Here is a 17,958-nt window from a genome sequence, read left to right as displayed (position 1 = left end):
GGATCCGTTCGGGAATCAATCCCGGGCCGTGGACTTACGCGTCAGCGACTGCCGATACGCCCGCGGTGACATGCCGCGCCAGCGGGTGAAGGCATGGGTGAAGTTGGCGGTCTCCGCATAGCCGAGCAGCCGTGCCACATCCTCCACCGACGCACCGGTGCGCAACAGCTCGGCCGCGCGAGTCTCACGCACCGTATTGAGCAGCCCGCGAAAGGTCGCACCCTCCGCGGCCAGCTGACGGCGCAGGGTGCGCGAGGTGATGTGCAGTTCGGCGGCGATATCGGCCATCGACGGCACCAGTCCGGGATCGCGCAACAGCCGATCGCGCACCTGGGTCGACAATCGCCAGCCCCCGGCCACCAACCGCTGCAACGCCTCTCGGCACTGCCGCTCGATCAGCGTCGCGGTCTGCGAATCGGCCTGCGGCATAGGCTGTTCCAGATAGCTGCGCGGCAGGACGAGCTGGGTGCGCGGCCGCCCGAACGCCACCAGCTCACGAGCCAGCGACGGCAGTTCGGTCAGCACCGCACCGCGTCCGGCGTCGAGTTGCACATCCAGGCGCAGCACCGGAATGCGGACCCCGAGCCGCTGGCCCGCGATGAAGATCAGCGCGACCTCGCGCTCGATGAAGTAGTCGCGCACATCCTCGGGGATCCCGTCCCCGTCGACCACCAGCAGCACCCGATCGCCCTGCTCCTGCAATACATATCGCACGGCGACCGCGACCAGCGCCTGATAACGGATGGCCAGCGTCAGCACATGTCCGACGGTCGGACTGACAAGCGCGGCCAGCCCGACGATCCCGGCCTTGCCGAGGGTGGCCTGCCGCGCGGTCTCGATGCCCAGACCCGGACGATCACCCACCGCCGCGATCAGATTGCGCGCCACCGTGAATTCCTGATCGGGCCAGATCTTGGCATATTCGTCGGCGAGGTCCGCGGGCTCGATTCCGCTGTCCGCCAACAGGGTCGACTCGGCCACACCGTGCGCCTGTCCGACGCCTGCCATCATCCGCACACTGACGCTGCCGTGCGGGACGACACCGGATGGAGCACCGAAGGCGGCCACCGTCCGAAATTACCAACATTCGGTCCGGTCGGCACATTCTTTCGAGCGGAATCTACGCATAGTCTCGGACCGGCGAGGCGAGGTGACGATGAGGGAGGCGGCAACCGTGGATATGTTCAGCACGTGCTGGATCGAGCCCATCGCGCCAACCCCGGAGCAAGCCCACGCCATCATGCAGATGCATCTGGACTGCCGCACCGAGGACTGCCCGCGTCGCCGGGCCGCGCTACGCGTCCTGGTCCAGGCCGGACATCTCGTCCCGGATTCCTCGCGCGCCTCCTGATCAGCCGAGCGTCCGCCAGCGCCAGCGCATTTCGGCGACGAGGGGTTCCTCCGGCCGGACCGCGCGGGGCTGGGTGTTCAGGCCGTTGGGCGGGCCCGATTCGGGTTCGACGCATACCGTCTCGGCGGGCTGGTCGTAGACCACGACCCAGCGCACCGGGCTGGTGACCGACAGTTCCAGCGTATCCGGCCAGGTGAGGGTGACATCGACGCCGTCGGGCATGCCGAAGCAGTCGTCCCACGGACCGGGCAGCGGCGCGATGCGATTACCGTCGGGCAAATAGTCCTCGCCCCGCTGTTCCTGCCAGGCCGCGGTGAAGGCGATCTCGACCGGCTTACCGTCCGGGCTCAGGCTGCGCTCGAACCACGGATGCCATCCGACCTGGGCCGGAAAGGGTTCCGCCGCCGCCTCGACGGTCATGCGGAAGGTCGCGGCATCCGCGGCCAGCGCGAAGTTCTGCACCACCCGACCCGGAAAGGGCCAGGGCTCGGTCAGCCGTTGAGCCAGTTCGAGTTCGCCGCCGGAGTGCCGGACGACCTCCCAGGGCCGATCGCGCACGGTGCCGTGGATGGCATGCGGCTCGGCGGTGCGCGGCAGCTGATAGGTCTGTCCGTCCCAGTTCAGCACGCCGTCGCGCATCCGGCCGCACCACGGCGCCATCGGGAAGGAGCCGAATCGCGCGCCGGTGCGCAGGATTTCGACGCCGCCGATCCGGAAATGCGTGACGCGGCCGGTGTCGGGGTTCACCACCAGTTCCGCATCGCCCGCGTTCAGTCGCAGTTCCTCGACACTCATATCGCCTCCCCGACTCGTCACCTGATGCCTCTCAGCATGGCACAGCGGGCAGATCGACGATCTCGACCCAGTTCGGATCCCGGCCGACCGGCAGCCGGGTGTGCGTGGTCAGCGCGCCCGTCGTCGGGTCGATGACGTGTACGGTCACCGAGTCGGAGCGCTGACCTGCGACCACCGCGAAGCGGCCGCCGGGATCGATCGCGAAGCCGCGCGGACAGGTTTCGGTAGGGGTGTGGCCGATCGGTTCCAGCGCCCCGGAGGCGGGATCGACCCGGAATCCGGCCAGAGTACTCGAGTTCCGCTCGGATACATAGAGGTGACGGCCGTCGGGGGTGAGCCGCAGCTCGGCGGTCCAGGCCCGCGTGACGCCGGGCGGCAGGGCCGGATACTGATCGATCAGCGCGAGAGTGCCTGAGTACGAATCGAATTCGTAGGCTCCGACCGTGCCGTCGAGTTCATTGCTCACATAGACGAAGCACCCACCTGGATGAAAGATCAGATGTCGCGGCCCGGCGCCGGATTTGACGGAGACGACCGGCGGGGTGTTCGGCACGGCGCGGCCGGTGTCCGGATCGAACAGGTACTGCAGGATCGCATCGCCGCCCAGCGCGGCCACGAACAGATACCGATTCGACGGATCCGCCACGACCGAGTGTGCGTGCGGCGGTGTGGAATACACCGCGACGGGCCGCTCCTCCACCACACCGTTGAGCCAGATGGCGTTGACCGAGACCACATTTCCCGTATAGGACGCCGACAGCAGATATCGACCGCTGCGATCGGTGGTCATATACGCCATATTGTCCGGCAGCAGCACCGTGGATCGATGCCGCAAACGCCCTGTCTCGGAATCGATTCCGAAACTCGAGACCGAATACGGCCGCGAGCGCAGCGCGGCGTGGAGCCGACGGCGGTCCGGCGAGAGCGCCAGCGGCATGACCGTACCTCCGGTGGCGATGGTCTGGATATGCGCCAGCCCACCGTCGGAGTCCAGCCGCAGCACCGAGATCTCGGCGCTCGCCGCATTGGAGACATAGACCACGCTCACGCCGCTCCCCCGACCCGATCGCGCAGATCCAATTCGATCTGTTCGAGGCTGCGCCCCTTGGTCTCCGGTACGAATCGGCGCACCAGCACGAACAGCACCACGCTCACCGCGGCGAAGATCCAGGCCGAACAGGCCAGTCCCAGATGGTCGTTCATCACCGGGAACAGGAAGGTGATGGCGAAGGTCGACGCCCACAGCACCACACTGCCCGCGCCCATGCCGATGCCGCGCACCCGCAGCGGGAAGATCTCGGCCATCATCACCCAGACCACCGCGCCCCACCCGAGTTCGTAACCGACCCAGTAGAGATTGAGCAGAACCAGCGCCACGATGCCGGTCCCCGTGCCCTTGTCCATACCCAGCACCGCCGCGCCCAGCAGGAACAGCGCCAGCGCCATCAGCACATTGCCGATGAGCAGCAGGGGTTTGCGACCCCAGCGGTCCACCACCAGGAACACCCAGGCGGTGAAGACCACCTTCACCGCGCCCATGATGATCGACGCCAGCAGCGAGCCGTTATTGGCCAGGCCGAGATCCTTGAACATCGTGGGGGCGTACAGATTCACCGCGTTGGTACCGGCGAACTGCTGGCCGATCGCGAGGATCAGCGCGACGATCAGCGCCGGACGCGCCCAGGGCGTCAGCAGATCGCGCAGCCGCCCGCGCTGTTCGGCGTCGAGCCGGATCACCTCGCGGATGTTGGCTAGTTCGCCCTCGATATCGCCGTCGCGGTGGGTCCGCTCGAGCACCTCGCGGGCCTCGGCCTCACGTCCGGCCTTCACCAGCCAGCGCGGTGTCTCGGGCATGCCGATCAGACCGAAGAACAGCACCACCGCGGGGATCGCGGCGATGGCGAACATCAGCCGCCAGTTCTGCGCGTCCGACAGCGCCCAGTCGACGATGTAGGCGATCAGGATGCCGGACACGATCATCAACTGATTCAGCGTCGACAGCGCGCCGCGCACCCGCGTCGGCGCGAGTTCGGACAGATAGGTCGGCACGGTCGCCGAGGAGCAGCCGACCGCGACGCCGGTGACGAAGCGGGCCACCACCAGGATCGCGAAATTCGGCGCGACGGTGCAACCGAGTACTCCGATGGTGAATACCACCGCGGCCACCATGATCGAGCGCCGCCGCCCCCACCGGTCGGTGATGCGCCCGGCGAAGGCCGCGCCGAGTACCGCCCCCGCCGCCAGACAGCCGCCGAGTACACCCTGGGCCACAGACCCGAGCTGCCACAGTGGTTTGACGAACAGCAGAACCCCGGAAATCACCCCGAGGTCGTAACCGAACAGAATTCCGCCGAGCGCCCCGAAGAAATAGAGATTCCAGACCCCGATCCGCATATGCGACTTCCTTGCCGAGCCAGATAAGTGTGCTCAGGGTCACATGCCGGTATGGCGAACACAATACGAATTCCGATGCTTATTCGGTATCGAGGGATGCGTTCAGATATGTGAATCGTCAGATCGGATTGTGTTGCCCCAGTGGCACTTCGCAGAACGCGCCGCCCAGGAGTTCCGGCAGTTCACCCGGCGATACCTCGGCCGCGTACCGCTCGGCGTCGTCATGGCTGCGATAGCCGATCAGTTCGGCCTCGCGCAGCGAGACCACGCCGCGGGTATTGGCCGAAACCCCCCACAGCACACGGTAATCCGATTTCTCGGTGGCCAGGCACGCCTCCAGCAGCCGGGCGCAGTCGTCCGGCGACAGCCAGATCGACAGCTGACGCACATCGGTGGGCCGTTCGAAACAGCTGCCGATGCGCAGGCAGGTGACATCCATCCCGAACCGCGAATGATAGAGACTGCCAAGCGCTTCCACGGCCGCCTTGCTGACGCCGTAGTAGGTGTCGGGTCGCGGACTGCTGTCCGACGGCAGGCCCGCGGGCCCCGCCTCACCGACCGCGCGGAAGCCGACCGAATGATTGCTCGACGCCAGGACGACGCGGGGCACTCCGGCGACCCGGGCGGCCTCGAGCACGGTATGCGTGCCGTCGATATTGACCTCGACGATCCGCTCCCAGCCGTCCTCCCGGCTGATGCCGCCGAGATGGATCAGGGCGTCGATCCCGCGGCAGGCCGCGGCCATGACCTGCGGATCGGTGACCGATCCGGTGACGATCTCCTCGTCGGGACTCGCGGGTTCGAGCGGGGCGAGGTCGAGCAGCCGCAGCACCCGCCCGGGGCGGGCCAGTCGCGGCCGCATCAGCGCGCCGACGATACCGGCCGCGCCGGTGATGAGCACACGCTCCATGGATCACTCCTTGCCGAATCAAGCTGGTAATCAGCGAATTCCGGCTCGGCGCAGTTGCCGGGCCAGTTCGACGGCGGCGTCGCGCAGCAGCGCGCCGATACGATGCTGCTCCCCCTCGGTGACTCGATCGACCGGGATGGAACAGCTCAGGGCGTCGGTGGCGGGGATGCGATACGGCACCGCCGCCGCGGCGCAGGCGACGCCCGCGGTGCCCTCCTCGCGTTCGGTCGCGTAGCCGCGCTCGCGCACCACACCCAATTCCGCCTGTAGCGCGGGACGTTCGGTGATGGTCGCCGGGGTGAGCGCCGCCAGCCGAGGGGCCAGCAGCGCGGCCAGTTCCCCGTCGGCCAGTTCCGCCAGCAGCGCCTTGCCCAGAGCCGTGGCGTGCGCGGGCAGCGCGCGGCCCACCCGTGACACCAGATGCACCGAACTACGCGATTCGCGCGTCTCCAGATACACCACCTCGGTGCCCGCCAGCCGGGCGTAGTGGGTGGTGAAGCCCGTCTCCTCGCGCAGGCGCTCGAGGGTTTCGGTGGCGAACGGGATCGCCGGATCGCGGTCGAGATAAGCCGTGCCACAGACCAATGCGCGCACGCCGAGCCGGAATCGGCTGCCCGATTCGTCGGCCTCGAGCCAGCCCGCATCGCGCAGCGTGCGCAGCAGGCCGTGCAGGCTCGAGCGCGGAAAGCCGGTGGCGGCGTGTATTTCGGCCAGCGCGAGCCAAGATCGGTTGGCCGCGAACACCTCCAGCACCGCGATCGCCCGTCGCGCGGATTTCACACCGCTCTCCGGCTCGGCACGTCCCAGCCCGACGCCGCGTGACATGACACTCCTTCGATCGACTGCCTGTGTCTCGCAGGCTAATCCGGGGGCTGAATCGCGGCTACATATGTGAACGAATCTCCGATACCCGTTTCGCACTCGCTGATACTCAAATGATGTTGGACTGGTATCAAAGACCGCTCCTAGCCTGCAGGGAGAGCAGATTCATGCGACCGAAGGACCGATCGTGACCGCCATGTTGTCCCTGGAACAGGTGCGTGGTTTCGTCGCGGTCGCCGAAGAGGGCAATTTCCGCCGGGCCGCCGAACGATTGCGGATGACGCAACCTCCGCTGAGCCGACAGATCCAGAAGCTCGAACGCGATGTCGGCGTACTGCTGCTGGATCGCACCCAGCGCCAGGTGGAGCTGACTCCCGCCGGTGCGGTCTTCCTGGCCGAGGCGCGCCGACTGCTGGCACTGGCCGAGGCCGCCCCGAGCACCGCGCGGCTGGTGGCCGCCGGACATTCCGGCACGGTGCGCATCGGATTCACCGCCACCGCCGGATTCGGATTCCTGGGCCGGTTCCTCAATCGGATCTCCGAGGCGCTGCCCACGGTCGAGCTGATCCTCGGCGAGCAGGTCAGCGCCGTGCAGTTCGACGAATTGTCCAGCGGCAAACTGGATCTGGCGCTCGCGCGCCCGCCGTTCGACCGCGCCGAATTCGACGGCCGCCTGGTCCATCGCGAACCACTGATGCTGGCCGCGCCCGCCGAGCACCGGCTCGCGATCGCCGATCCGATTCCGGTGCGTGAGTTGGAGGGTCAGCGCATGCTGGTCTACGCACCCGGCCCCGCACGCTATTTCGCGGAATTGATGAACCGGGTCCTGGCCGGGGTGTCCTACGAACCCGCCGATCGGCTTACCCAGGTGCACACCATGCTCGCGCTGGTGGCGGCCGGGCGCGGATTGGCGCTGGTGCCGGAGACAGCTCGGCATCTGCATCCGGACGGTGTGAGTTATCGGCCCCTGTCGGGGGTGAGCGAACGCGCCGAACTGTACGCGGTCTGGCGGCGACGACCGGCCAATCCGGCCCTGCGTCGCGTCGTCGACCTGGTCGAGACCTGGCCCACCTAGGCCCGGTCGAACTGAACGAGGAGGAATTCGGTGTCGCAGCTGTCCGCCGACGAGCTCGGACCGGCACTGGGCCGCGGCCTGCTGTCGTTCCCGGTCACCCATTTCGACGACGAACTGGCCTTCGACGAGGCCGCCTATCGGGAGCACATCGACTGGCTCGCGCGGTACGACGTCGCGGGCCTGTTCGCGGCGGGCGGCACCGGCGAGGGCTTCTCGCTCACCGGCGCCGAGATCGATCGCGTGGTGCGCGCGGCCGTGGCCGAGACCGCCGGACGGGTGCCGGTGATCGCGCCCGCAACGGCCGGGACCGCGATCGCCGTGGAACAGGCTCGGTCCGCGGAAGCCGCTGGGGCACAAGGCATTCTGCTGCTGCCACCCTATCTGACCGAGGTCGGGCCGGACGGACTGGTCGAACATGTCGCGGCGGTGTGCGCGGCCACCTCGCTGGGCGTGATCTTCTACAGCCGCGGCAATGCCGCCTGCGACGATGTGACCGTGGCCCGCATGGCCGAGCGCTGCGCGAATCTGGTCGGCTTCAAGGACGGTGTCGGCAGTATCGAGACGATGACCCGCATCTACGCCCGGCTGGGCGATCGGCTGACCTATATCGGCGGTCTGCCGACCGCGGAGACCTTCGCGCTGCCCTATACGCAGATGGGCGTCACCACATACTCCTCGGCGATCTTCAACTTCGTACCGGAGTTCGCGCTGGAGTTCTATCGCACGGTGCGCGCGCAGGATCGTGCCGGCGTCTATCGACTGCTGCGCTCGTTCGTGCTGCCGTATCTGGATATTCGCGATCGCGGTCCCGGTTACGCGGTATCGATCGTCAAGGCGGGGCTGGCGGCGGTCGGGCGGCCGTCGAGCCGGGTGCGGCCGCCGCTGACCGATCTGACCGAGGCCGAACTGGCCGATCTGACCGAACTGGTGAAAAGCATTGCCTGACTTTGATTCCCCGGTGCTCGATCGGATCACCGGGGTGCGGATCTCCTCGATCACGGTGCCGCTGCCCGACGGCATCAGCGATGCCAAGGTGCTCACCGGGCGGCAGCGACCGATGTCCGAGGTGTCGGTGCTGCTGGCCGAGATCGACAGCGCGGCGGGCCTGCGGGGTATCGGATTCGGCTATGCCAAGCGTGCGGGCGGTCCCGGCCAATTCGCCCATGCTCGCGAGCTCGCGCCCGAACTGCTGGGTCAGGATCCCAGCGATATCGGGCGCATCTGGGATCGGCTGATGTGGGCGGGCGCGTCGGTCGGACGCAGCGGGCTCGCGGTGCAGGCCATCGCGGCCTTCGATATCGCGCTGTGGGATCTGAAGGCCAAGCGGGCCGGCTTGCCGCTGGCGAAACTGATAGGCGCGCATCGGGATTCGGTGCGCTGCTACAACACCTCCGGCGGCTTCCTGCACGCGCCGATCGAGGAGGTGCTCGATCGGGCCGCCGAATCGCTGGCGCGCGGCATCGGCGGTATCAAGATCAAGGTCGGACATCCCGATCATGCGGTGGATCTGGCCCGGGTGCGCGCGGTGCGGGAGAAGATCGGCGACCGCGTGCCGCTCATGGTCGACGCGAATCAGCAGTGGGACCGGCCCACCGCGCGGCGGATGTGCCGCGACCTCGAGCCGTTCGGCCTGACCTGGATCGAGGAGCCCCTGGACGCCTACGATTTCGCGGGGCACGGGCAGCTGGCCCGGACCTTCGACACCCCGATCGCCACCGGCGAGATGCTCGTCAGCGCCGCGGAACATGGCGAATTGATCCGCGGCGGTGTGGATATCGTGCAGCCGGACGCGCCGCGCGTCGGCGGGATCACCCGGTTTCTCGAGGTCGCCGCGCAGGCGGCGCGCGAACATCTGCCCCTGGCACCGCATTTCATGATGGAGGTGCACGCGCATCTGGCGGCCGCCTATCCGCTCGAATCCTGGGTGGAGCATTTCGAATGGTTCGATCCGCTGTTCGACGAGCGCATGCGGATTCGGGACGGGCGGATGTGGCTGTCCGCGCGGCCCGGGCTCGGCGTGACGATCAGCGAGCAGGCCCGCGCGTGGACCGTCGCCGACGACGAGGTGCGGCTATGACATCCGAGGAGACGGAGAACGAAATGACGACCGAGACAACGCCGGTCGAGATCGACCGAATCATCGCGGCCGCCGCGCGCGCGGCGGCGCGATCGGCGGAGACCACGCCGGACGAACGGGCGCACTGGTTGCACGCGGCCGCCGACGCGCTCGACAAGGCGGGCGACGAACTGGTGGCGCTGGCCGCGCGCGAGACCCGGCTGCCCGAACGGCCGCGACTGCGATCGGAGTTGGTGCGCACGGTCTTTCAGCTGCGACTGTTCGCCCAGGTGCTGGCGGACGGCGAATTCCTGAGGGCCACCATCGATCACGCCGATCCCGACTGGCCGATGGGACCGCGTCCGGATATCCGCCGGACCGTGGTGCCGATCGGGCCGGTTCTGGTCTTCGCGGCGAGCAATTTCCCGCTGACCCTGAGCGTAGCCGGGCACGATACCGCCGCGGCGCTGGCCGCGGGCTGTCCGGTCGTACTCAAGGCGCATCCCGGACATCCGGAGCTGTCGGTGCGCACGCGCGATGTTCTGGTGGCGGCGCTTCGGGAAGCCGGTGCGCCGGAGGGCATCTTCGAAATCATCACCGGTGCGCAGGCCGGGGTGAGCGCGCTGCGGCATCCGGATATCGCGGCGGCGGCGTTCACCGGATCGCGGGCCGGTGGGCGGGCGCTGTTCGATATCGCCAATGCCAGGCCGCGGCCGATTCCGTTCTACGGGGAGCTCGGCAGTGTCAATCCCGTGGTGGTCACCGCGGGTGCGGTGCGGGCGCGGGGTGCGCGGATCGCGGCCGGATACGTCGAATCGTTCACGCTCGGGGCCGGGCAGTTCTGCACCAAGCCGGGATTGCTGTTCCTACCGCGCGGACACGGTCTGGACGATCGGCTGCGGGAGGCGGCCGAGGCGGTGCCGGTGCAGGCCATGCTGAACGAGCGCATTGCCGACGGCTATCGGTCGGGTTCGGATCGACTCTCGGAAAGTCCCTCGCTGACAGCGCTTTTCGCGCCGGAGCCCGCGGCATCGGGCTTTCGGCCGACGCTGTCGAAGGTGTCGGCGACCGACTTCGCCGCGGATATCGATGTGCTGGGGGCGGAATGCTTCGGGCCCGTGTCGCTGGTCGTCGAATACGGCGATATCGACGAATTGCGGTCCGCGCTTGCGGTTCTCGAACCCGGCCTGACCGCGACGATCCACGCCGAGGAGTCCGAGGCCGATCAGGTGCGCACGCTGCTGCCCGCGCTGACCGGGCTGGCGGGTCGGCTGATCTGGAACGGCTGGCCGACCGGCATCACACTGTCGTGGGCCCAGCAGCACGGCGGGCCCTATCCGGCGACGACATGTCCGACCTTCACCTCCATGGGTACCGCGGCCATCGAGCGATTTTTGCGGCCCGTGGCGTGGCAGGGCTTTCCCGATGCGCTGCTGCCGCCCCCGCTGCGCGAGGCCAATCCCTGGTCGCTGCCCCGGCGAGTGGACGGGACGCGCTGATGGCCGCGCTGCCCACGATCACCGACGTGCGGTTGACCCCGATTCTGATCGCCGATCCGCCGCTGCTGAATCTGTCCGGGGTGCATCAGCCGTATACGCCGCGGTTGATCGTGGAGGTACTGACCTCCTCGGGGGTGAGCGGACTCGGCGAAACCTATGGCGACTCGGTCTATTCGGAACAGGCCGCGGCGCTGTCGCGGGATTTGATCGGGGTGTCGATCGGCGCGGTCAATACCGTGGCCGGACTGGGCCGGGGCGCGGACGCACTGCTCGACGGCGCACCGGCCGCGAGCGGGCTGCGGGGTGCGCTGACCACCGACAAGGTGCGGTCGAGTGTGGTGTCGGCCTTCGAGGTGGCCGTGCTGGACGCGCTGGGCAGGCATCTCGGAGTTCCGGTGCATACGCTGCTCGGCGGGGCCGTGCGCGATCGAGTGGAGTACTCCGGATATCTGTTCTACAAGTGGGCCGAGCATCCGGACGAGGGCGTACCGGGCGACGACTGGGGCGCGGCGCTGGATCCGGCCGCCGTGGTGGCGCAGGCCCGAAAGTTCCAGGCGTACGGCGGTTTTCGATCCTTCAAGCTGAAGGGTGGGGTGCGGCCGCCCGAGGAGGAGATCGCGGCCGTGCGCGCGCTGGCGGTCGAATTCCCCGCCGCGCCTTTACGTCTGGACCCCAATGGCGGCTGGTCACTGAAGACCGCGCTGCGGGTGGCCGAGGAGCTGAGCGGGACGATCGAATATCTCGAGGATCCGACGGCCGGACTCGACGATATGGCCGAGGTACATCGGCGAACCGGAATTCCGCTGGCCACCAATATGATCGTGACCTCCTTCGAGGAGGTCGGGCCCGCGTTCGAGCGCGACGCGGTGCAGATCGTGCTGTCGGATCACCACTTCTGGGGCGGGCTGCTGGCCACGCGCGATCTGGCCGCGGTCTGTCGCACCTGGGGCCGCGGCCTGTCGATGCATTCGAACACCCACCTCGGAGTCAGCCTCGCGGCCATGACCCATGTCGCCGCCACCGTCTCCGATCTGCGGTACGCCTGCGATACCCACTATCCGTGGCAGTCGGAGGATGTGATCACCGAGCGATTCCGCTTCACCGACGGTGCGATCGAGGTCCCTCGAACACCGGGGCTGGGTGTGGAACTCGACCGCGACGCGCTGGCTCGGCTGCACGAACGCTGGAAGGCCCTGCCGCGGTATCGGAATCGAGACGATGTCGCCGCCATGCGTCGGGTCGACCCGGCCTATGCGGTCGCTACCGGCCCGAAATTCTGAGTGTCGTTCAGCCAGGCCGCGGTCCAGGCCCGGGCGATGCGGTGGGCGCGGGCCGGGGGCATGCGCTCGGGTTCGGTGACCACGGCGATGGCGAATCCGTCCATCAGAGCGAGAAATTCCGCGGCCGCCTCGCCCGCCTCGGCCGCGCGGACGGGATTGGCGGCGGCGAGGACCTCGGTCAGGAGTTCCTCCATGCGCTGCCACTGGGCGCGATGCAGCGCGGCGATCTTCTGATCGTGGGTGGCGCTGTACACCAGGGCCAGCCACACCCTGGTCAGGCGGTCGTCACTGCCGGGCGGGACGAGCAGCCGGATGAGATGTTCCAGCTTCCGCTCCGGCGGTTCGTCGGCGATGCCCGAGCTGAAGAGGCGTTCGGAGTACTCGTCGCGGACGTGTTCCCAAACGCTTTGCAGCAGCTGGCTTTTGGTCGAGAAGTAGTACTGGACCGTGCCGATGGAGACGTGCGCGCGGCTGGCGAGGGTGCGGATGCTGACGCCCTCCATACCACTTTCGGATATCACATCCGCGAGCCGATCGAGTAGCTCGCGCCGCCGGTCGAGTTGAGTACCCGCCCCCGATTGTCTAGCGCCCAACGCGTCGCCCCCTTTCTCGCCTGTCGCGGTCCTGATAGTAATGCCACGCCGCCGCGCCGAGCTGCCGCGCCACGGCCACCGGCTCGCGGCGGCCGTCACCGGCGGGACGGCGATCGACCACGGCCGCGAAGAACAGCAGCAGCACCCCGATACCGCCGATGCCGAAGTACACGGCATCGCCCAGCATGCCCGCGATCAGCCGTGACGTCGAATGCTCCTCGCCCTCCAGACGCGGCACGAGCAGACCGAGTTGCAGCCAGTGCACGATTTCGGCCAGCAGCCACGCCAGCGCCCCGGCCGCCAGCGACAGGCCAGCGACGCGATAGCGCCCCGCCAGCCGCAATCCGGCCGCCAGCGACGCGATCACCAGCGCCACGACCGCGACCTCACTGATTCCGAACACCACGGCTCCGTGCATCACCGCACCCCCTGTTCCACGCGACGCCGCCGGAAGATGGCCAGCAGCAACAACATCCACGCCCCGGCGAGCAGCAGATTCCGCACGCCCGCCCCGAATTCCATCCGCTCGGAGATGCCCTCGGAACCACCGCCGCCGAACCAGATCACGCGGCTGGTGACCATGCCGACCACCGAGGCCACCAGCGCGACCACGGCCGCCAGCAGCGCGGGCGCGAATGCCGCTCCCATGCGTCGCCGGTAGTAGACGACCATGCCCGCCCCGATCAGCGGCGCACCCAGACCCAATAGCTCGACCACTCGGAACATGCCATCATCTCGCCTTCATACGACTGTATTAGCAATGACCATACAGTCGTATGAGAATGCGGTCAACGGTTGTCCGGGCAGCCGGAAACGCCGCGAGCCGCGAACCCGGATCGTGGGTTCGCGGCTCGACGCGAGAGTTGGCCCGGCGGCTCGCTATTCGCCCGCGGCGCGGCGGATTTCGCCACCGGCGGCGCGATTGCGGGTCGCGCGGGCCGCGGCGGCGTCGAAGGGCTCGAGATGGTCGAACATGGGGTCCTCGTCGTCGATGTCGAGCACCACGGCACGGCGGCGCAGCGCGCGAGCGGAGTCGCGGTCCAGGGCGGGCGGCTCGCGGCGCTCGTGCTGATCCTGCTCGTACTCCTCGGCCTCGAAATCGTCGCGGCCGCGCGACAATCGGGCGGCGCGGCGGCGGCGGATCTCCTCCTCCATGCGCACCTGGCGACGCAGGTAGACCAGATAGGTGGCCATGACGACACCCGCCAGTCCGCAGGCCCACCACAGCAGCGGCGAGACGACCACCGCGAACGCGCCGAACAGCAGCATGCTCAGCACCAGACCCAGCGTCGAACGCTGACGGAAGCGGTAGCGCGCGGCACGGGCGATCGCGTCGGCCTCCGGATCGTAACCGCCGCGACCGCGTCGGGTCGGTACGAAATCCGCTGCCTCGGAATCGGATTCGAACTCGGCGTCGTCCTCGCGGGTGGCCACCGCCGCGCCGCGCGGGCGTTCGGCGCGCGGCGCCTCGGCCGCGATGTCGTCGCTGTCCTCGTCGCCGGCCTCATCCGCCCGCGTCTCGTCCACCTCGGCGTCGATCACATCGACATCATCCTCGGTGGCGGCCTCGGCGACGGGCGTCTCGACCGGATCGCCCGCTTCGGCGGTCGTCTCGTCCTCGGTGACGGGCTCATCGGCCGGTGTCGTCATCCGATCCTCCGCATCATCGCCGTCGGGAAGCTTTCTCTGCACGCGAGCCGGCACCCAGTCCGGATCGGTTTCGTGCCCGGCACCGGGTCCCTTTCTCATGCGTCGCTTGGTGCCCCCGCGGTGCAACACCCGCGTGGCCAATGCCGCATCGGTGGTACGGCGAATCCGCGGATGGCGGTCGGCCAGCATCGGAAACAACACGAAGACCCAGAGCACGACAAGACCAATCCACAAGATCGAATTCGGCATCGTACTCACACCTCCGTCCCCGCCTGGCCGCTGTCCCTTCGACGGTTCTCACGCTCGGCTCGTGTCCTGCCCGGTGTCTCGACATCGCAGCACGTGTAATACGGCCGCATTGTCGGGCCACTTCGCAGGCTCCCTTCCGGTAGCGCGGGACGCACCACCGACGTCCGTAGGCTAATTCGGTGCCACAGGAATATCCCGCAGGCGCGCCGTCCACACCTGCCCCATAAGTAACATAAGGTACGCCCGGTCAGAGCAGGGTCGCTCGACCCGCTCGCACCAGACGATCGACGACGGTTCCCGAGACCTCTTCCGCGGTCATGGCGACCAGCAGATGGTCGCGCCAGGCGCCGTCGACATCGAGGTAGCGCCGCAGCAGGCCCTCCTCGCGGAAGCCGACGTTGCGCAGAACCGCTTGGCTGGCAAGGTTTTCCGGACGCACCGTCGCCTCGACCCGGTGCAGCCCGACCGGACCGAAACAGTGATCCAGACCCAGCGCCAGCGCCGCGGTCGCGACGCCCTGACCGCCCATATCCTTGGCCACCCAGTAGCCGATCCACGCCGAGCGCAAGGCGCCGCGCACGATATTGCCGATGGTCAACTGACCACCGAAGGCCCCGTCGACCTCGATCACCAGCGGAATCATCGCGCCCCGGCGGGCCTCGGCCTTGAGACTCGACCACAGCGACGGCCAGTTCGAGGCGTGATTGCGGGCCTCCCAGGTGCCACGCCCGGTGGGCTCCCACGGCTCGAGATGTTCACGATCGCGCACCCGGATCCGCGCCCACGCCGCGGCATCGCGTAATCGGATCGGCCGCAGCGCCACCCGACCGGCGGCCACCTGTACCGGGCCCAAATGGGCGGGCCAGCCCGGATGTTGGGCGGCCCGGAACATATTCATGTCCATCAGTGTCCCGCTGCGACCGTCATCCGCGCTGAGCGAGGAAGGCCACCGGCACCTCGTCGCCGGTGCGGATCTCGGTGACATCCGGCTCGATGACGATGAGGCTGTTGGCCTCGGCCAGGGTCGAGAGCAGATGCGCCGAACCGTTCACGCCCAGCGGCTGCACCAGATATTCGCCGGTCTGCTCGTCGCGCATGAGTTGTGCGCGTAGGTATCCGCGTCGGCCGGGCATCGAGCTGATCGGCATGATGGTGCGCGCCTGCACCACCCGGCGCATGGGATGGCGGCGGCCCAGCGCGATCCGAATCAGCGGCCGCACCATGACCTCGAAAACCACCAGCGCCCCAACGGGATTCGAGGGCAGCAGGAAGGTCGGCACCTCATCGCGCCCCAGCCGCCCGAAACCCTGCACCGAACCCGGATGCATGGCGACGCGCGCGACCTCCAGTTCGCCCAGTCCCTCCAGCGCCTCGCGGATCTGCTCGGACACCCAGCCGCCGACCGCACCCGCGATCACCACGACCTCCGAGCGCACCAGCTGTCCCTCGACCACATCGCGCAGGCGTTTGGGATCGGCGCTGACGATGCCCACGCGGTTCACATCCGCACCCGCGTCGCGCGCGGCCGCGGCCAGGGCATAGGAATTCACGTCGTAGACCTGACCGGGTCCGGGCGTGCGATCGATGTCGACCAGTTCGCCGCCGATCGAGATCACCGACAGCCGCGGGCGCGGATGCACCAGCACCTTGTCGCGGCCGACCGCGGCCAGCAGACCCACCTGCGCCGGGCCGATGATGGTGCCCGCGCGCACCGCGATATCACCGGGCTGGACATCGTCGCCGATGCGGCGCACGTAATCGCCGGTGCGCACGGGTTCGTAGACCTTGATGCGGGCCCGGCCCGCGTCGGTGTAGTCCAGGGGCAGTACGGCATCGGCCAGGGTGGGCAGCGGCGCGCCGGTATCGACCCGTACGGTCTGGCGCGGCTGTAACCGGATGGGCTGGCGCGATCCGGCCGGGACCTCGCCGACCACCGGGAGGGTGAGGTCGACGGGCTGGCCGTCCTCGTCGCGGATGTCCACACCGGCGCCCTGCACGTCCACGCTGCGCACGGCATACCCGTCGATCGCCGCCTGGTCGAAACCCGGCAGCGGCCGTTCGGTGACGACGTCCTCGGCACACAGCAAACCCTGGGCCTCGGAGATCGCGACCCGCACGGGCCGCGGGGCGACAGCCGCCGCGGTCACCTTGATCTGCTGGTCCTCAACCGAGCGCATGCAGCCCTTCCCTCATGTCCAGTATTCAACGCGGCCGACCGGACCCGGCCACCCGCGTCACTCGGACGAGGTCAGCTGCGGATTCCAGTCGGGCGCCAGCCGGCGTTCGAGCCACTCGCGCAACTCCGGGCCGTATTCTTCTCGCTCCAATGCGAAATCGACCGCAGCACGAAGATAACCGCCAGGGTTGCCCAGGTCGTGTCGCGACCCACGGTGCACCACAACATGAACCGGATGGCCCTCGGCGATCAGCAGTGAAATCGCGTCGGTGAGCTGCAGTTCCCCGCCCGCGCCGGGTTCGATTCGGCGCAGGGCGTCGAAAATCGCGCGATCGAGGATGTAGCGCCCGGCGGCGGCGAAGGTCGAGGGCGCGTCCTCGAGGCTCGGCTTCTCGACCATGCCCTTGACCCGCAGCACATTCGGATTGACCGCGTCGGGCACCTTCTCCACGTCGAAGACGCCGTAGGAGCTGACCTGGTCCTTGGGCACTTCTATCGCGCACAGCACCGAACCGCCGCGCTTGCGCCGGACCCGGCACATCACCTCGAGGACGCCGCTGGGCAGCACCAGGTCGTCGGGTAACAGCACCGCGACGGCGTCATCGGTGTCGTCGAGCGCCGATTCCGCCTGGGCCACCGCATGACCCAGCCCCAGCGGCTCCTCCTGTACGACCGAGCTCACATCCAGCAGGCCCGGCGCGCGACGCACCTTCTCCAGCAGCTTGTATTTGCCGCGCTCGGCGAGTGTTCCCTCCAGGACCATATCCTCGACGAAATGCGCGACCACGCCGTCTTTTCCGGGCGAGGTCACGATGACCAGGCGTTCGGCCCCCGATTCGGCCGCCTCGGCCGCGACCAGCTCGATACCGGGTGTATCCACCACCGGCAGCAGCTCTTTCGGCACGGTCTTGGTCGCGGGCAGGAAACGGGTTCCCAGCCCGGCCGCCGGCACGACCGCGGTACGGAAGCAGGACGGCGCGTCCGATCCGGCGTCAGCTGTCATAAGGCACACCCTATCCATCGATGTCGTCAGCGGGACCGGCTTCGCACGGGCCCGGCATTCCCGGAAGCCTAGGACTGCATCCATCGATTCCCCGCCGGCTCGTCC

At 68.4% G+C, this 17,958-nt stretch carries 19 protein-coding genes; 6 read left to right on the top strand and 13 right to left on the bottom strand.

What is annotated here, in order from left to right; all coding sequences use genetic code 11:
* Positions 1-15: 15 nt before the first annotated feature.
* Entirely contained in the window at positions 16-1,068 is a 1,053-nt protein-coding gene (locus NP4_RS08020; RefSeq protein ID WP_067994259.1) for an AraC family transcriptional regulator, read from the bottom strand.
* Between the two features lie 88 nt (positions 1,069-1,156).
* Between NP4_RS08020 and NP4_RS08015 the strand changes: the two genes are divergently transcribed.
* A complete protein-coding gene (locus NP4_RS08015; protein ID WP_067994854.1) occupies positions 1,157-1,351 on the top strand; it encodes a hypothetical protein in 195 nt (64 codons plus the stop codon).
* On the opposite strand, the gene NP4_RS08010 is transcribed toward NP4_RS08015, so the two are convergent.
* The 5 genes from NP4_RS08010 to NP4_RS07990 form a co-directional block, all read right to left on the bottom strand.
* The gene (locus NP4_RS08010) at positions 1,352-2,146 is read right to left on the bottom strand and encodes an aldose epimerase family protein (RefSeq protein WP_067994256.1); all 795 of its coding nucleotides are present in this window, start codon (positions 2,144-2,146) and stop codon (positions 1,352-1,354) included.
* Between the two features lie 31 nt (positions 2,147-2,177).
* Positions 2,178-3,194 carry a lactonase family protein gene (locus tag NP4_RS08005; protein WP_174556105.1) on the bottom strand — a complete coding sequence of 339 codons (1,017 nt, stop codon included), beginning with the start codon at positions 3,192-3,194 and terminating at the stop codon, positions 2,178-2,180.
* The gene (locus NP4_RS08000) at positions 3,191-4,540 is read right to left on the bottom strand and encodes a sugar porter family MFS transporter (RefSeq protein ID WP_067994253.1); all 1,350 of its coding nucleotides are present in this window, start codon (positions 4,538-4,540) and stop codon (positions 3,191-3,193) included. Before NP4_RS08000 ends, NP4_RS08005 begins: the two co-directional genes overlap by 4 nt.
* Before the next feature lie 118 nt (positions 4,541-4,658).
* Positions 4,659-5,450, bottom strand: a complete 792-nt coding sequence (locus NP4_RS07995; protein ID WP_067994250.1) for an NAD-dependent epimerase/dehydratase family protein — start codon at positions 5,448-5,450, stop codon at positions 4,659-4,661.
* 30 nt (positions 5,451-5,480) lie between these two features.
* Complete coding sequence (locus tag NP4_RS07990; protein ID WP_067994248.1) at positions 5,481-6,275, bottom strand: IclR family transcriptional regulator; 795 nt, start codon at positions 6,273-6,275, stop codon at positions 5,481-5,483.
* A 193-nt stretch (positions 6,276-6,468) separates the two neighbouring features.
* Here NP4_RS07990 and NP4_RS07985 point away from each other — a divergent pair, with 193 nt between their 5' ends.
* The 5 genes from NP4_RS07985 to NP4_RS07965 are packed head-to-tail and all read left to right on the top strand — an operon-like array spanning position 6,469 to position 12,182.
* Complete coding sequence (locus NP4_RS07985; protein WP_067994849.1) at positions 6,469-7,347, top strand: LysR substrate-binding domain-containing protein; 879 nt, start codon at positions 6,469-6,471, stop codon at positions 7,345-7,347.
* Between the two features lie 30 nt (positions 7,348-7,377).
* Entirely contained in the window at positions 7,378-8,292 is a 915-nt protein-coding gene (kdgD, locus tag NP4_RS07980) for a 5-dehydro-4-deoxyglucarate dehydratase (protein ID WP_067994245.1), read from the top strand.
* Between the two features lie 13 nt (positions 8,293-8,305).
* Positions 8,306-9,424, top strand: coding sequence for an L-talarate/galactarate dehydratase (locus tag NP4_RS07975; RefSeq protein ID WP_281277660.1), 1,119 nt, complete (start codon positions 8,306-8,308; stop codon positions 9,422-9,424).
* A gap of 23 nt (positions 9,425-9,447) precedes the next feature.
* A complete protein-coding gene (locus NP4_RS07970) occupies positions 9,448-10,902 on the top strand; it encodes an aldehyde dehydrogenase (NADP(+)) (protein WP_067994845.1) in 1,455 nt (484 codons plus the stop codon).
* Complete coding sequence (locus tag NP4_RS07965; protein WP_067994240.1) at positions 10,902-12,182, top strand: glucarate dehydratase family protein; 1,281 nt, start codon at positions 10,902-10,904, stop codon at positions 12,180-12,182. The genes NP4_RS07970 and NP4_RS07965 overlap by 1 nt, the downstream gene beginning before the upstream one ends.
* Here the strand turns inward: NP4_RS07965 and NP4_RS42085 are convergent.
* The 7 genes from NP4_RS42085 to NP4_RS07930 form a co-directional block, all read right to left on the bottom strand.
* Positions 12,152-12,874: a TetR/AcrR family transcriptional regulator gene (locus tag NP4_RS42085; RefSeq protein WP_255285490.1), complete on the bottom strand. Its 723-nt coding sequence runs from the start codon at positions 12,872-12,874 to the stop codon at positions 12,152-12,154. The two genes, NP4_RS07965 and NP4_RS42085, sit on opposite strands and share 31 nt — an antisense overlap.
* Positions 12,765-13,178: a hypothetical protein gene (locus tag NP4_RS42080; protein WP_169813686.1), complete on the bottom strand. Its 414-nt coding sequence runs from the start codon at positions 13,176-13,178 to the stop codon at positions 12,765-12,767. The genes NP4_RS42085 and NP4_RS42080 overlap by 110 nt, the downstream gene beginning before the upstream one ends.
* Positions 13,179-13,192: 14 nt before the next feature.
* Positions 13,193-13,501 carry a hypothetical protein gene (locus tag NP4_RS07950; protein WP_067994231.1) on the bottom strand — a complete coding sequence of 103 codons (309 nt, stop codon included), beginning with the start codon at positions 13,499-13,501 and terminating at the stop codon, positions 13,193-13,195.
* Between the two features lie 153 nt (positions 13,502-13,654).
* Positions 13,655-14,674, bottom strand: a complete 1,020-nt coding sequence (gene sepX / locus NP4_RS07945; RefSeq protein ID WP_067994843.1) for a divisome protein SepX/GlpR — start codon at positions 14,672-14,674, stop codon at positions 13,655-13,657.
* Between the two features lie 247 nt (positions 14,675-14,921).
* Entirely contained in the window at positions 14,922-15,572 is a 651-nt protein-coding gene (locus NP4_RS07940) for a GNAT family N-acetyltransferase (RefSeq protein WP_114755627.1), read from the bottom strand.
* Between the two features lie 25 nt (positions 15,573-15,597).
* Entirely contained in the window at positions 15,598-16,851 is a 1,254-nt protein-coding gene (gene glp / locus NP4_RS07935) for a molybdotransferase-like divisome protein Glp (protein WP_062512860.1), read from the bottom strand.
* A gap of 57 nt (positions 16,852-16,908) precedes the next feature.
* Positions 16,909-17,853, bottom strand: a complete 945-nt coding sequence (locus NP4_RS07930) for a UTP--glucose-1-phosphate uridylyltransferase (protein ID WP_067994229.1) — start codon at positions 17,851-17,853, stop codon at positions 16,909-16,911.
* Positions 17,854-17,958 lie beyond the last annotated feature (105 nt).

Origin of the sequence: Nocardia pseudobrasiliensis NBRC 108224 (assembly GCF_001613105.1) — a bacterium.
In the GTDB taxonomy this organism is placed as follows: domain Bacteria; phylum Actinomycetota; class Actinomycetes; order Mycobacteriales; family Mycobacteriaceae; genus Nocardia; species Nocardia pseudobrasiliensis.
Note: the sequence above shows the minus strand (reverse complement) of the source record. Positions and strands in the feature narration are given on the sequence as shown.